General features: G+C 60.8%; 13 protein-coding genes. 5 read left to right on the plus strand and 8 right to left on the minus strand.

What is annotated here, in order from left to right; genetic code table 11:
• Nucleotides 1–145 precede the first annotated feature (145 nt).
• Together CAF76_RS14635 and CAF76_RS14640 are read left to right on the plus strand one after the other, a co-directional pair.
• A complete protein-coding gene (locus tag CAF76_RS14635) occupies nucleotides 146–826 on the plus strand; it encodes a Fe2+-dependent dioxygenase (protein ID WP_039769208.1) in 681 nt (226 codons plus the stop codon).
• Nucleotides 827–1,585 (plus strand): tetratricopeptide repeat protein, encoded by a 759-nt coding sequence (locus tag CAF76_RS14640; RefSeq protein ID WP_256579618.1) that lies wholly within the window; start codon nucleotides 827–829, stop codon nucleotides 1,583–1,585.
• Nucleotides 1,586–1,645: 60 nt separating this feature from the next.
• Here CAF76_RS14640 and CAF76_RS14645 read toward each other — a convergent pair whose 3' ends face one another.
• The 5 genes from CAF76_RS14645 to CAF76_RS14665 all read right to left on the minus strand — a co-directional run bounded on the left by CAF76_RS14645 (nucleotide 1,646) and on the right by CAF76_RS14665 (nucleotide 7,089).
• A complete protein-coding gene (locus tag CAF76_RS14645) occupies nucleotides 1,646–2,809 on the minus strand; it encodes a type III PLP-dependent enzyme (RefSeq protein WP_039769212.1) in 1,164 nt (387 codons plus the stop codon).
• Nucleotides 2,810–3,667: 858 nt separating this feature from the next.
• A complete protein-coding gene (locus tag CAF76_RS14650; RefSeq protein ID WP_039769215.1) occupies nucleotides 3,668–4,822 on the minus strand; it encodes a betaine/proline/choline family ABC transporter ATP-binding protein in 1,155 nt (384 codons plus the stop codon).
• Nucleotides 4,819–5,472 (minus strand): ABC transporter permease, encoded by a 654-nt coding sequence (locus CAF76_RS14655; protein WP_007953690.1) that lies wholly within the window; start codon nucleotides 5,470–5,472, stop codon nucleotides 4,819–4,821. Before CAF76_RS14655 ends, CAF76_RS14650 begins: the two co-directional genes overlap by 4 nt.
• A gap of 13 nt (nucleotides 5,473–5,485) precedes the next feature.
• Complete coding sequence (locus tag CAF76_RS14660; protein ID WP_064593352.1) at nucleotides 5,486–6,379, minus strand: glycine betaine ABC transporter substrate-binding protein; 894 nt, start codon at nucleotides 6,377–6,379, stop codon at nucleotides 5,486–5,488.
• A gap of 20 nt (nucleotides 6,380–6,399) precedes the next feature.
• Nucleotides 6,400–7,089, minus strand: coding sequence for an ABC transporter permease (locus CAF76_RS14665; RefSeq protein ID WP_172829515.1), 690 nt, complete (start codon nucleotides 7,087–7,089; stop codon nucleotides 6,400–6,402).
• A 356-nt stretch (nucleotides 7,090–7,445) separates the two neighbouring features.
• Between CAF76_RS14665 and CAF76_RS14670 the strand changes: the two genes are divergently transcribed.
• The 3 genes from CAF76_RS14670 (at nucleotide 7,446) to CAF76_RS14680 (ending at nucleotide 10,786) form a co-directional block, all read left to right on the plus strand.
• Nucleotides 7,446–9,029: a peptide chain release factor 3 gene (locus CAF76_RS14670; protein ID WP_011332431.1), complete on the plus strand. Its 1,584-nt coding sequence runs from the start codon at nucleotides 7,446–7,448 to the stop codon at nucleotides 9,027–9,029.
• A gap of 127 nt (nucleotides 9,030–9,156) precedes the next feature.
• Entirely contained in the window at nucleotides 9,157–10,365 is a 1,209-nt protein-coding gene (locus tag CAF76_RS14675) for an MFS transporter (RefSeq protein ID WP_085647669.1), read from the plus strand.
• 160 nt (nucleotides 10,366–10,525) lie between these two features.
• Nucleotides 10,526–10,786 carry a hypothetical protein gene (locus CAF76_RS14680; protein ID WP_085647670.1) on the plus strand — a complete coding sequence of 87 codons (261 nt, stop codon included), beginning with the start codon at nucleotides 10,526–10,528 and terminating at the stop codon, nucleotides 10,784–10,786.
• A 107-nt stretch (nucleotides 10,787–10,893) separates the two neighbouring features.
• On the opposite strand, the gene CAF76_RS14685 is transcribed toward CAF76_RS14680, so the two are convergent.
• Genes CAF76_RS14685 through CAF76_RS14695 form a run of 3 tightly spaced genes read right to left on the minus strand, consistent with a single transcriptional unit; the run spans nucleotide 10,894 to nucleotide 13,779 of the window.
• Nucleotides 10,894–11,874, minus strand: a complete 981-nt coding sequence (locus CAF76_RS14685) for a peptide ABC transporter ATP-binding protein (protein WP_007953682.1) — start codon at nucleotides 11,872–11,874, stop codon at nucleotides 10,894–10,896.
• Entirely contained in the window at nucleotides 11,874–12,842 is a 969-nt protein-coding gene (locus CAF76_RS14690) for an ABC transporter ATP-binding protein (RefSeq protein WP_011332433.1), read from the minus strand. The genes CAF76_RS14685 and CAF76_RS14690 overlap by 1 nt, the downstream gene beginning before the upstream one ends.
• Before the next feature lie 10 nt (nucleotides 12,843–12,852).
• Nucleotides 12,853–13,779 (minus strand): ABC transporter permease subunit, encoded by a 927-nt coding sequence (locus CAF76_RS14695; RefSeq protein ID WP_039769224.1) that lies wholly within the window; start codon nucleotides 13,777–13,779, stop codon nucleotides 12,853–12,855.
• Nucleotides 13,780–13,788: the final 9 nt, after the last annotated feature.

Here is a 13,788-nt window from a genome sequence, read left to right on the forward strand (position 1 = left end):
ATTGCGAAACATTACTATTCGCGACAAATTTACATTCTTTACAATTTAACCTTACGGTTTTTACCAGTTCATTCGTCTAGCGGGTTTTACACAGTCAATAAGAATCAATACCATTGGCATCCTTTTGCCATCTGGTGACGTCGCCATGCTCCTGCACATTCCCGCACTGTTCGAGAAAGACGAAGTGCAGCGCATTCGCGAGGCGCTGGAGCAGGCCGACTGGGCCGATGGCAAGATCACCGCCGGCTATCAATCGGCCAAGGCCAAGCACAATCTGCAACTGCCCGAAGGCCATCCGCTGGCGAAGGAAATCGGCGCGGCGATGCTCGAACGGCTGTGGAAAAATCCGTTGTTCATGTCCGCCGCTTTACCTCACAAGGTATTCCCGCCGTTACTCAACTGCTACACGGCGGGTGGCAGTTTCGATTTCCATATCGACAACGCGGTGCGCCAGCCCAAGGGCAGCATCGAACGGGTACGCACTGATCTGTCGGCCACGCTGTTCTTCAGCGAACCCGAGGACTACGACGGCGGCGAACTGGAAATCCAGGACACCTTCGGCACCCAGCGGGTAAAACTGCCCGCTGGCGATATGGTGCTGTACCCCGGCACCAGCCTGCACAAGGTCAACGCGGTGACTCGCGGTGCGCGCTATGCCTCGTTCTTCTGGACTCAAAGCCTGGTGCGCGAAGACAGCCAACGCGCGTTGCTGTTCGAGATGGACGGTGCGATCCAGCAGCTTACCCAGGACATGCCCGATCACCCTTCGCTGATCCGCCTCACCGGCACCTATCACAACCTGCTGCGTCGCTGGGTCGAGGTATAAGTGGCGGACTTTCGGTTGCGCCGCGAGGAAGTCCTCGACGGCGAACGCCTCACGGCCATGCTCGAAGAAAGCCCTGCCCGCGCGGCTCAGGCGATTCTGATCGCGGCGGGTGAGGGCGTGCTGGAAGCGCAGGCGCTGCTTGGGCAGATCCTGCTCGATGGTCACGGGATTGCTCAGGATCAGCCGCTGGCCTTGCGCTGGTTTGAAATCGCCGCAGAGCAAGGTCATCTGATGGCGCGTAACATGCTCGGTCGCTGCCATGAGCACGGATGGGGTTGTGTGGCCGACGCAGCGATTGCCGCCCAGCAATATCGTGTTGCAGCGGATGCCGGGCTGGATTGGGCGATGTACAACCTCGCCAACCTGCTGGCAACCGGGCGCGGTGTCGCGGTCGATCATCTTCAGGCCATGGCGCTGTATCAACGCGCGGCAGAGTCCGGGCATGCCAAGTCAATGAACCTGCTCGGGCGTTATCTGGAAGAGGGGCAAGTGTGCCCGGCGAATCCGGCAGCGGCCCGTGACTGGTATCGACGTTCGGCCGAAGGCGGAGACTTTCGTGGGCAGTTCAGTTATGCGGCGGTGCTGGCGGCTGAGGGGCGCGTCGATGATGCGCTGGTCTGGCTGGAGAAAGCGCTGGCCGGCGGCAACCTGAATTTTCTGCGCGTGGCCAGCCAGACGCTGGCGAGCGCAACCGATCCGAGAATCCAGGCGCTGGCGCAGGCCTACACTCACCGTTGCGCCGAGTTACAGGACACCTGAATCGCAGCTACAAAAAAGCCCATGACACGTCATGGGCTTTTTGCATTACGCCAGCATCGCTTACACGTAAAACGATTTCAGCGGCGGGAAGCCGTTGAACTCTACCGCGCTGTAACTGGTGGTGTACGCACCGGTCGACAGCCAGTACAGGCGATCACCGATCGCCAGGTTCAGCGGCAGACCGTACTTGTAGTTCTCGTACATGATGTCGGCGCTGTCGCAGGTCGGGCCGGCGATCACGACTTCTTCCATTTCGCCTTTCTTCTCGGTCCAGATCGGGAACTTGATCGCTTCGTCCATGGTTTCGATCAGGCCGGAGAACTTGCCCACATCGGTATACACCCAACGCTCGACGGCGGTGCGGGATTTACGCGCGACCAGCACCACTTCGCTGACCAGGATGCCAGCGTTGGCGATCAGCGAACGGCCCGGCTCCAGAATGATTTCCGGCAGGTCATCACCGAAGTCTTCCTTGAGGAAGCGGATGATTTCTTCGGCATAGGTTTCCAGGCTGTTGGTGCGGGTGATGTAGTTGGCCGGGAAGCCACCGCCCATGTTGATCAGCTTCAGATGGATGCCGTCTTCTTCCTTCAGGCGCTCGAAGATCACTTTGACCTTGGCGATGGCGGCGTCCCAGACGCTGATGTCACGCTGTTGCGAACCGACGTGGAACGAGATGCCGTAAGGCACCAGGCCCAGGTCGCGGGCGAGGATCAGCAGGTCCATGGCCATGTCGGTCTGGCAGCCGAATTTGCGCGACAGTGGCCAGTCGGCGGTGGTCGAGCCTTCGGTCAGGATGCGCACATAGACTTTGGCGCCCGGTGCGGCCTTGGCGATGTTGCGCAGGTCGGCTTCCGAGTCGGTGGCGAACAGGCGCACGCCCTTCTCATAGAAGTAGCGAATGTCCTTGGACTTCTTGATGGTGTTGCCGTAGCTGATCTGGTCCGGGCTGACGCCACGGCTCAGCACTTTGTCCAGCTCATAGATCGAGGCGATGTCGAAGCTCGAACCTTTCTCTTTGAGCAGATCGATGATCTCGACGGCCGGGTTGGCCTTGACCGCGTAGTAGACCTTGGCGAATTCGAAACCGGCGCGCAGGTCGTCATAGGCCTGGGCGATCATCGCGGTGTCGATCACCACGAACGGGGTTTCCTGTTTGTCGGCGAACGCCTTCATTTTCTGAAAGGTTTCGCGCGCGAAATAGTCTTCGACCTGGATCGACATGCTGGGAACTCTCCTACTGGCAAACAAAGTTAATCAATGGGTGCGAGGGTGTGTCATCAATGAATTCGCGAGTGCGTTGTGCCTGAGCGCGTGCCAGGCAAGGCGCAGGCCGCAGCTAATGGTTGCTCCCTTCGCAAGGCCTGCAACGCAGCATGGCGCGCGCTCAGGCACAACCCGAAGGGCCGGGCCTGCTTTTGCGCAGGGCTGCGTTGCTCGTCCCTTATTTGGAACAACCAAACTGCGGGCCTCGCGCCTTGCCCTGCGCAAAAGCATGCCCGGCGCACTCGTGAATTCATTGATGACACACCCTCCTGAACGTCCTCCGTATCCCCACTTTGGTTCGCCTACTTCCCAAGGCATGTCGCCGAAAGCAAAAAGGCCATGGGAAATGAAGCTTTCTTTCCCTTGGCCTTGCTGTCTCGTCGTCAGTACTTGAGCCGGATGGATCGTTTCCAGCATGGACGTTCGGCGCGAACTTTAGGGCGTGAGGGGCCTGAGATCAACTAAAAATGTCGCGTTTTTGCACGCTTCTGACGTACGTCGCGGATATCACTCTTTGTACCCGACCGAGATGACGGGCAGATGTTCCGCAATAATTTTCAGGTGTTAAAAATACCTGCACGTTCGACGGTGATGTGTGCCAAGTCTCAGATAAGTACGATCACTTCAACATCGGCGACGTTGGCGGCGAGAAGGGGAGGTGAGGGGGAAGTTGCGGGTTAACGCTGACATCGTCGGCCGGGTTGAGCCCTCTGGCGTGTTGATATTTCTTGCCGGCTAATCGTCGGCAAAAAAATCACGGCTCTCAGGTTCCGGTAGTCGAAAAAAAGGGCTGTCGAACAGCCCTTTTGCGTTTGATCAGGCCACCGCCTCGGCTGGCGACACAATATTGGTCTTCATTCCGCGCGATCGACCGGAACTCAGGTACGCCGCAATCGACTCTTGCGTAACCTCGCCGAGGAACACACGCTCGGCATCCATCACCGGCAGCCATGAGCGATTGAACTCGTACATGCGCGACAACAGGATGCGCAAATGCTCGTCGTAGGCAGCCGTGGCGTTGAACTCGCGCAGGAACTGCGCACAGGTGCCGGTCTGACGATGCAGGTCACGACGGCGCACATACCCCAGTGCCTTGTTCTCAGCGTCAGTGACGACGACATAGCGACGGTCATGTTCGTCCATCAACTCCAGCGCGTCGGCCACCGGGGTTTCCGGGCTGACCGACGGCGCGTTGTCCGCCGCGTCTTCGGCTTTCACCAGCAGCAGACGTTTGAGGGTGCTGTCCTGACCGACGAAGTTGCTGACGAAATCATCCGCCGGGTGGGCGAGCAGGGTGTCCGGATGGTCGATCTGCAACAGCTTGCCGGCGCGGAAGATCGCGATCTTGTCGCCGAGCTTGATCGCTTCGTCGATGTCATGGCTGACCATGATCACGGTCTTGTTCAGTGCGCGTTGCATCTCGAAGAACTCGTTCTGGATCATCTCGCGGTTGATCGGGTCCACCGCGCCGAACGGTTCGTCCATCAGCAACAACGGTGCATCCGCCGCCAGCGCACGGATCACGCCGATCCGTTGCTGCTGGCCGCCGGACAGCTCACGCGGGTAACGATGCAGATACTGCTTGGGCTCAAGCTTGATCATGCTCATCAGTTCGCGGGCGCGGTCGTGGCACTTCTGTTTGTCCCAGCCGAGCAGTTTAGGCACGACGACAATGTTCTCTTCGATAGTCATGTTCGGGAACAGACCGATCTGCTGGATCACGTAGCCGATGTTGCGGCGCAACGTCACCTCGTCGAGGTCGGTGGTGTCTTCGCCGTTGATCAGGATCTTGCCCGAGGTCGGTTTGATCAGGCGGTTGATCATTTTCAGCGTGGTGCTTTTGCCGCAGCCCGATGGCCCGAGGAACACACAGATTTCGCCTTCATTGACGGTCAGGCTTACCGAGTCCACGGCTTTCACATCTTTGCCGTTGCTTTGGAAGGTCTTGCTGAGGTTTTGAAGTTCGATCATTTGAGGAGTCCTTTTGGAGTCAGCGAACGTTGCAGCCACTGCAAAATGAGGTCGGCGAAGATCGCCAGAAGACTGACCAGCAGCGCGCCGACGATGAGCATCGACATGTCACTGCGGCTGATGGAAGCGAGGATCAGCACACCGAGGCCGCCGGCGCCAATGGTCGCGGCGATGGTCATCACGCCGATGTTCATCACCACGGCGGTGCGCACGCCGGCGAGGATCACCGGCACGGCGATCGGCAACTCGACCATGCGCAGGCGTTGGCCGAAGGTCATGCCGATGCCGCGAGCGGCTTCGCGAATGCCCGGCTCGACGCCGGTCAGGGCAAGGTAGGTGTTGCGCATGATCGGCAGCAGTGAATAAAGGAACACGGCGGTGATCGCCGGCATCGGGCCGAGGCCCTGGCCGAATTTCGAGTAGAACGGCAGCAGCAGGCCGAACAGGGCAATCGACGGCACGGTCAGCAGCACCGTGGCGCTGGCCTGCAAGGGGCCAGCGAGGCTCGGGAAACGTGTCATCAGGATGCCCAGCGGCACGCCGATGAGGATTGCCAGGCTGACGGCAATGCCGACCAGGGTGATGTGCTGCCAGGTCAGGTGCATCACCTGCTGCCAGTCGAGGTGGGAAAAGGCGTTCAGGAATTCCATGGCTTTTCCTCCTTTAGTTCAGTGGATGCTGGCGCAGGAAGTCGGCAGCGACTTTCGACGGGCTCTCGTGATCGACATCGACCCGCGCGTTGAGCTGGCGCATGGTTTCGTCGTCGAACAGCTCGGCCAGCGGCTTGAGTTGCTCCGCCAGTTGCGGGTGGGCGTCGAGGTAGGCCTGACGCACGACCGGCGCGGCGGTGTAGTCCGGGAAGTAATGCTTGTCGTCTTCCAAAAGCTTCAGGCCGAAGGCGTTGAGGCGACCGTCGGTGGTGTAGACCAGACCGGCAAACACCTGACCGTTACGCAGCGCGGTGTAGACCAGCCCCGCGTCCATCTGCCGGATGTTCTTGCGGGTCAGGTTCATGTCGTAGAGCTTGACCATGCCGTCCAGACCGTCGGAGCGGTTGGCGAACTCGGTGTCCAGCGCCACCAGATGATTTGTTTTGGCTTCAGCGCGCAGCACTTCGTTCAACTGGCTGATGGTGTGGATCTGCGGATATTCCTCGGCCACGGTCTTCGGCAGGGCGAGGGCGTAGGTGTTGCTGAATTTCGACGGTGTCAGCCAGACCAGGCCTTTTTTCGCGTCGAGTTCTTTCACCCGGGCGTAGGACTGTGCGCTGTCGAGTTTCTCGGTGACATGGTTGTAGGCCACCAGCGACACGCCGGTGTACTCCCAGAGCATGTCCAGTTGTCCGGTTTCGTGGGCGCTGCGGGCCAGGTTACTGCCCAGGCCACCGGTGATCTGCGCGTCGTAGCCTTTGCTGCGCAGGTATTGCGCGGTGATTTCCGCGAGCAGGGTCTGCTCGGTAAATACTCGGGCGCCGAGGCGAATCACCGGTTTGTCGGCGGCTTGGGCGATCCCTGCGAAGAGCAGCACGCAGCCCAGAATCAAACTAAGTCTTTTCATAAAAATTCCTTCGCAAAGCCTCAAGACGGGCGCAAACCGCGTTCCAGCCAGAGACGGCTGGCGAGGGTGACCACGCCATCGAGCAGCAGGGCCAGCAGCGCGGTGCACGCGGCGCCGAGCAGCAGTTGCGGCTGATTGTTCAGGGCGATGCCGGGGAAGATCAGGCTGCCGAGGCTGTTGGCGCCGATCAGGAAGGCCAGCGGCGCGGTGCCGACGTTGATCGCCAAAGCCACTCGCACACCGCCGACGATGATCGGCACGGCGTTGGGCAACTCGACTTTCCACAGCACCTGGCGCGGGGTCATGCCGATGCCGACAGCGGCCTCTTTCAGCGAGCCCTGGACGTTTTTCAGGCCTTCGTAGGTGTTGCGCACAATCGGCAACAGCGAGGCGAGGAACAAAGCGAAGATCGCCGGACCGCTGCCGATGCCGAGAATCCCCAGGGCAATCGCCAGCACGGCCAGCGGCGGCACGGTGTTGCCGATGTTGAAGATCTGCATGAAGCGTTCAGCGCGGCCGACCATGGTCGGGCGGCTCAGGAAGATACCGGCGGGGAGGCCCACGACGAGGGCGGCCAGCATTGAGGCGAGGACGAGAATCAGATGAGCTTGCAGGTAAAACAACAAATCGTCGCGGTAGTGTTCGATCGTGTTGATGCCGATCCAGTGGACCAGCAGGGCCAGGAGCGCGATCACCACCGCACCTCCCATCAGCCCTTTGCCATAGCGGATAGCCACAGGCGGACTCCTTTTTTTTAGTCGGCGACCGCTGCTCCGTGTGGCATGCCATGCCTGGCTGCCGGAGTCAGTGTTCGCGAGAAGCAGCTTTTTTTCAGCCCGGCAAAAGCGGTCTGAAAGCGAGCCATGAGCGCAGCCTCGTCAGGCTAACTTGCTGATTTTTCAGCCCCTGACGAATTGTCGTAACAGGGGATGGACGTCTCCGTGCTTTAAAAGGTTCCCATCCGAGGCAGCATTTGGCCACCCTTAATGTGCTCAACGGTTCGGTTATTGAATCGAGTTGGGCTATAATCGCCGCCCTTTTTTGAATCACCGCCAGGCGATTTCCCATGACCAGACAGGCCGCCGAAGTCGCGAAACGCCGCACTTTCGCCATTATTTCCCACCCCGATGCCGGTAAAACCACCATCACCGAAAAGCTCTTGCTGATGGGCAAGGCGATTGCCGTGGCCGGTACGGTGAAATCCCGTAAATCCGACCGCCACGCGACATCCGACTGGATGGAGATGGAAAAGCAGCGGGGCATCTCGATCACCACGTCGGTCATGCAGTTCCCGTATCGCGAACACATGATCAACCTGCTCGACACCCCGGGCCACGAAGACTTCTCCGAAGACACCTACCGCACCCTGACCGCGGTGGACTCGGCATTGATGGTTCTCGACGGCGGTAAAGGTGTAGAGCCACGTACCATCGCGCTGATGGACGTCTGCCGTCTGCGTGACACGCCGATCGTCAGCTTCATCAACAAACTCGACCGTGACATCCGCGACCCGATCGAACTGCTCGACGAAATCGAAGCCGTCCTGAAGATCAAGGCCGCGCCGATCACCTGGCCGATCGGTTGCTACCGCGACTTCAAGGGCGTGTACCACCTGGCCGACGACTACATCATTGTCTACACCGCCGGTCACGGTCACGAACGCACCGAAACCAAGATCATCGAGAAGCTCGATTCCGACGAAGCACGCGCGCATCTGGGCGACGAGTACGAGCGTTTCCTCGAACAGCTGGAACTGGTGCAGGGCGCCTGCCACGAGTTCAACCAGCAGGAGTTCCTCGACGGTCAACTGACCCCGGTGTTCTTCGGTACTGCATTGGGCAACTTCGGGGTCGACCATGTGCTCGACGCCGTGGTCGACTGGGCCCCGCGTCCGCTGCCGCGCGTGGCCAACGAGCGCACCGTGGAGCCGGTGGAAGAGAAGTTCTCGGGCTTCATCTTCAAGATCCAGGCGAACATGGACCCGAAACACCGCGACCGTATCGCCTTCATGCGTATCTGCTCCGGCAAATATGAAAAAGGCATGAAGATGCGCCACGTGCGTACCGGCAAGGACGTGCGCATCGGCGACGCCCTGACGTTCTTCTCCTCCGAGCGTGAACAGCTGGAAGAAGCGTATGCCGGCGACATCATCGGTCTGCACAACCACGGCACGATCCAGATCGGCGACACCTTCAGCGAAGGCGAAACCCTGGGCTTCACCGGTATCCCGCACTTCGCCCCGGAACTGTTCCGCCGCGTACGCCTGCGCGACCCGCTGAAATCCAAGCAACTGCGCCAGGGCCTGCAGCAGCTGGCCGAAGAAGGCGCAACCCAGGTGTTCTTCCCGGAGCGCAGCAACGACATCATCCTCGGCGCCGTCGGTGTGCTGCAGTTCGATGTGGTCGCCAGCCGCCTGAAAGAGGAATACAAGGTCGAGTGCTCCTACGAGCCGATCACCGTGTACTCCGCGCGCTGGATCGAATGCAGCGACAAGAAGAAGCTCGAGGAATTCTCCAACAAGGCGGTGGAAAACCTGGCACTGGACGGCGGCGGTCACCTGACCTACCTCGCGCCGACGCGGGTCAACCTGGCCCTGATGGAAGAGCGCTGGCCGGACGTGAAATTCCGTGCGACCCGTGAGCACCACTAAGCGCTGATTGGCGACACCCGAAAGCCCACTGATAAAACAGTGGGCTTTTTTTTGCGTGTTGATCAAGTATGCGAACTCATTCAAGTCGGGCGCAGGCGTCTGGTCCGATCACCAAGGGAGCAATCGAATGACAGGGAGGCTCGCTCATCTGCTTCGGCCCAACGGCTATTTCAGCCTGATGGCCTGGGTGCTGGCGGCGCTGCTGTTCATCAATCGCCTGAGCAGCATGGTCAAGCTGTTCATGGCGTTGTACTTGCGGCAAGAGTTGGGGCTGGCGATCGAAACGGTCGGCTGGCTGCTGTCGGCGTATGGCGGAGGTCTGCTGATCGGCTCGATGCTCGGCGGATGGCTCAGTGACCACGTCCGCACGGCGCGACTGACGGCGGCGCTGTTCTTTGTCTCTGCTTGGGTTCTGGTCTTGCTGGGGCTGGTCACGCAAGTGCCATTCCTGGCCGGGTTGCTGTTGCTCAGCGGCACTCTCGATGGGGCGATCCGCACCCTGCATCAGCGACTGATCATGGAGTATTGCGAGGTTGCGCATCGCCCACGGGCGCAGGCCTTGAGTCGCATTGCCCGGAACCTCGGGATGGCCGCTGCAGGTGTGGCGGGCGGTGTTCTGGCACAGGTGGATTTTCGCTGGGTGTTTTTCATCAGCGCCGGGCTTACGCTGCTGGCGTTGCTCTGGTTTGTCCGCACGACCTGGCGCCGGCCGGTGCTGATCGCTGACGAGGCGCCACAGGCGCAATCGAGTTCGGGCCTTCCCTATCGCGACAAACCCTTCCTCTGGCTGCTGGCGGCGACCGTCCTTCTTGGCATGGCGTTCGACACGGTCTACAGCACCTTGGGCAACTATCTTCGCGACTATTACCGTTTGAGCACCGAGGCCATCGGCTGGCAGTTCGCGATCAACGCGATTCTGGTGGTAGCGCTGCAGATTCCCATGTCGCACTGGGGGGAACGCTGGGGCGCGCGTCGGCCATTGATCGCCGGTTGTGTGCTGCTGGCGGTCGGACTCGGCATGTTGCCGCTGGGTTCCGGCTTGTTTTATGCCTGCCTCTCGACCGTGATCTGGACGCTGGGGGAGGCGTTGTTCATGCCACCGTTGAATGTGCTGGTGATGCAGCATGCGCAAACCGGAAAAAGCGGTCGCTATTTTGGTCTGTTTTTCATGGCCTGGAGTGCGAGTTCGCTGCTGTCGCCGGTGCTGGGTGGGCAGCTCTATGGCCAGTTCGGCGGTCACAGTGTCTGGCTGGCGAGTGCCGTGCTGGCCTTGCTGTCAGTGCCGCTGATTTATCAGGCAACGCGCATTCGAGCCACGCAAGGTGCAGACGCTTAGCCGATCCGGTTATGAGCGTTATTCGAAAGCGGTCTGTCCACGCATGGCATTTCCGGGCATTGGTCAGCGTCCTATCTGGTGAACCCGGCGGATCGGAACTAGATTTCAATCAGCGTCAGGTCAGCATGAATTTCTCACCTGGAACAGGATGGACTCGGCTATGAAAAGCAGGTTGCTACGGATTTTGCTGCTGTTGAAAGTGGTGGTGATGCTGTCCCTCGGCACCGCGACGGCCTGGGCCGAGTGCGAGGATCACGAGACCCAGGCCTCCAGCGGTCAGGTGGGGCACAGCGCGCTGATGCTGGCCAAGTCCGAGTCCGAGCCGGGCGATCAGGGCCAGGGTGGCAGCGCCGACGATGACGACTCGACCACCGACGAGCCGGACTCCGATGATCCTGATGAAGGGGACAGCCAGACGTAGATTCCGGACAAAAGAAAACCCCTTCTTTCTCGACTGATGCGCAATCGAGGCAGAAGGGGTTTGGTCAACTCATCAACAACCCGCCCCGGGAAACGGGGCGGGTTTTCTCATGCCGCGCCGTCGAGGAATTGCTCGGCGTAGTGGCACGCGACCTGACGCGTGTCGAGCTGGCGCAGGGCCGGCTCTTCGCTGCTGCAACGCGCGGTGGCGTATGGGCAGCGCTTGTGGAACGCGCAGCCAGGCGGCGGGTTCAGCGGGTTGGGCAACTCGCCGACGATCTTGATTTTCGGCTTGTCCGGATCCGGATGGATGGTCGGGGTCGCCGACAACAGCGCCTGGGTGTACGGGTGCAGAGGACGGGCATAGATGTCGTGCTTCGGACCGATTTCCACCGGGCGACCGAGGTACATCACCATCACGTCATCGGCCACGTGCTGCACCACCGCCAGGTTGTGCGAGATGAACACGTAACCGGTGTTGAACTCCTGCTGCATGTCCATGAACAGGTTCAGCACCTGCGCCTGGATCGACACGTCCAGCGCCGAGGTCGGTTCGTCCGCCACCAGCACTTTCGGTTGCAGCATCATGGCGCGGGCCAGCGCGATACGCTGACGCTGACCGCCGGAGAACATGTGCGGATAACGCTGGTAGTGCTCGGGACGCAAGCCGACCTGCTTCATCATCGCCTGGACTTTCTCGCGACGTTCGGCGGCCGACAGGTTGGTGTTGATCAGCAGCGGCTCGGCCAGCTGATCACCGATTTTCTGCCGTGGGTTCAACGATGCGTACGGGCTCTGGAACACCATCTGCACGTCTTTGCGCAGTTGCTTGCGCTGAGCCTTGTCGGCGCCGGCCACTTCTTGCCCTGCGATTTTCAGGGAGCCGGATGACGGCTCCTCGATCAGGGTCAGGGCGCGGGCGAGGGTGGATTTGCCGCAGCCCGATTCACCGACGACGGCGAGGGTCTTGCCCGCTTCCAGCTCGAACGACACACCGTTGAGGGCGCGCACGGTGGCGTGACCCTTGAACAGGCCACGGGAGACTTCGTAGTGACGGGTCAGGTCGCGGGCGGTAAGTACGACGGCCATTACGCCACCTCCTGGTTCAGCGGATAGAAGCAGCGGGCGAGGCTGTGGCTTTTCGGGTCAAGGGTCGGACGTTGCGCGCGGCAGCTGTCCTGCACGTACGGGCAGCGCGGCGACAGCAGGCAGCCTTGCGGGCGGTCATAACGGCCGGGAACGATTCCCGGCAGCGTCGCCAGACGCTCGGCACCCTGGCTGTGTTCCGGAATCGCCTTGAGCAGCGCTTCGCTGTACGGGTGGGCCGGGATGTCGAACAGTTGCGGCACCTGCCCGACTTCAACGGCCTGGCCGGCGTACATCACGCACACGCGCTGGGCGGTTTCGGCCACCACGGCGAGGTCGTGGGTGATCAGCACCAGGCCCATGTTCTGCTCTTTCTGCAACGCCAGCAGCAGGTCCATGATCTGCGCCTGAATCGTTACGTCGAGTGCGGTGGTCGGTTCGTCGGCGATCAGCAGTTTCGGCTCGCCGGCAATCGCCATGGCAATTGCCACACGCTGGCTCATGCCGCCGGACAGTTGATGCGGGTAGGCATCCATACGGCTGGCGGCGCCCGGGATTTCGACTTTTTCCAGCAGTTCGATCGCACGCTTGCGCGCTTGCTTGCCGGACATTTTCAGGTGCAGGCGCAGCACTTCTTCGATCTGGAAACCGACGGTGTAGCTTGGGTTCAGCGCGGTCATCGGGTCCTGGAACACCATCGCCAGGTCTTTGCCGACGATCTGCCGACGCTGGCGGTTGTTCAGCTTGAGCATGTTCTTGCCGTCGAAGCTCAGCGAATCGGCGGTGACGATCCCCGGGTGCTCGATCAGGCCCATCAGCGCCATCATGGTCACGGACTTGCCGGAACCCGACTCGCCCACGATCGCCAGGACTTCGCCCTTGTCGACTTTCAGGTCGAGGCCGTCGACGACCGGGGTGGCGTTCTTGTCGCCGAAGCGAACGTTGAGATTCTTGATTTCTAACAGTGACATGGGAATCTCCTCAGGCGGCGTTCTTGAGTTTCGGGTCCAGCGCATCGCGCAGGCCGTCGCCCATCAAGTTGATTGCCAGCACGCTGAGCAAAATGGTCAAACCAGGCAGACTCACCACCCACCAGGCGCGTTCGATGTAGTCGCGGGCCGAAGCCAGCATGGTGCCCCACTCAGGGGTTGGCGGCTGGACGCCGAGGCCGAGGAAGCCCAGGGCGGCGGCATCGAGGATCGCCGAGGAGAAGCTCAGGGTCGCCTGAACGATCAGCGGTGCCATGCAGTTCGGCAGCACGGTGATGAACATCAGGCGTGGCAGACCGGCACCGGCCAGGCGCGCGGCGGTCACGTAGTCGCGGTTCAGCTCACCCATCACGGCGGCACGGGTCAGACGCACGTAGGACGGCAAGGACACCACGGCAATCGCGATCACGGTGTTGATCAGGCCAGGGCCGAGGATGGCGACGATCGCCACGGCCAGCAGCAGCGATGGCAGGGCCAGCATGATGTCCATCAGACGCATGATGGTCGGGCCGACCACTTTCGGGAAGAAACCGGCGAACAGACCCAGCAGGATCCCCGGGATCAGCGACATCACCACCGACGACAGACCGATCAGCAGCGACAGGCGCGAACCCTGGATCAGACGCGACAGCAGGTCGCGACCCAGTTCATCGGTGCCGAGCAGGAATTGCATCTGACCGCCTTCGAGCCACGCCGGCGGCGTCAGCAGGAAGTCACGGTATTGCTCGCTCGGGTTATGCGGGGCGACCCACGGCGCGAAGATCGCGCAGAAAATCACCAGCAGCATGAACAGCAGGCCGGCGACGGCGCCCTTGTTCTTGGCGAAAGCCTGCCAGAACTCTTTGTACGGTGACGGGTACAGCAGACTTTGATCCACGGCGGTGGCGGCGGTGACTACTGAGGAAGTTGGAGTGCTCATGGGTATTGA

The organism is Pseudomonas sp. B40(2017) (assembly GCF_002112855.1).
Classification (GTDB): domain Bacteria; phylum Pseudomonadota; class Gammaproteobacteria; order Pseudomonadales; family Pseudomonadaceae; genus Aquipseudomonas; species Aquipseudomonas pharyngis.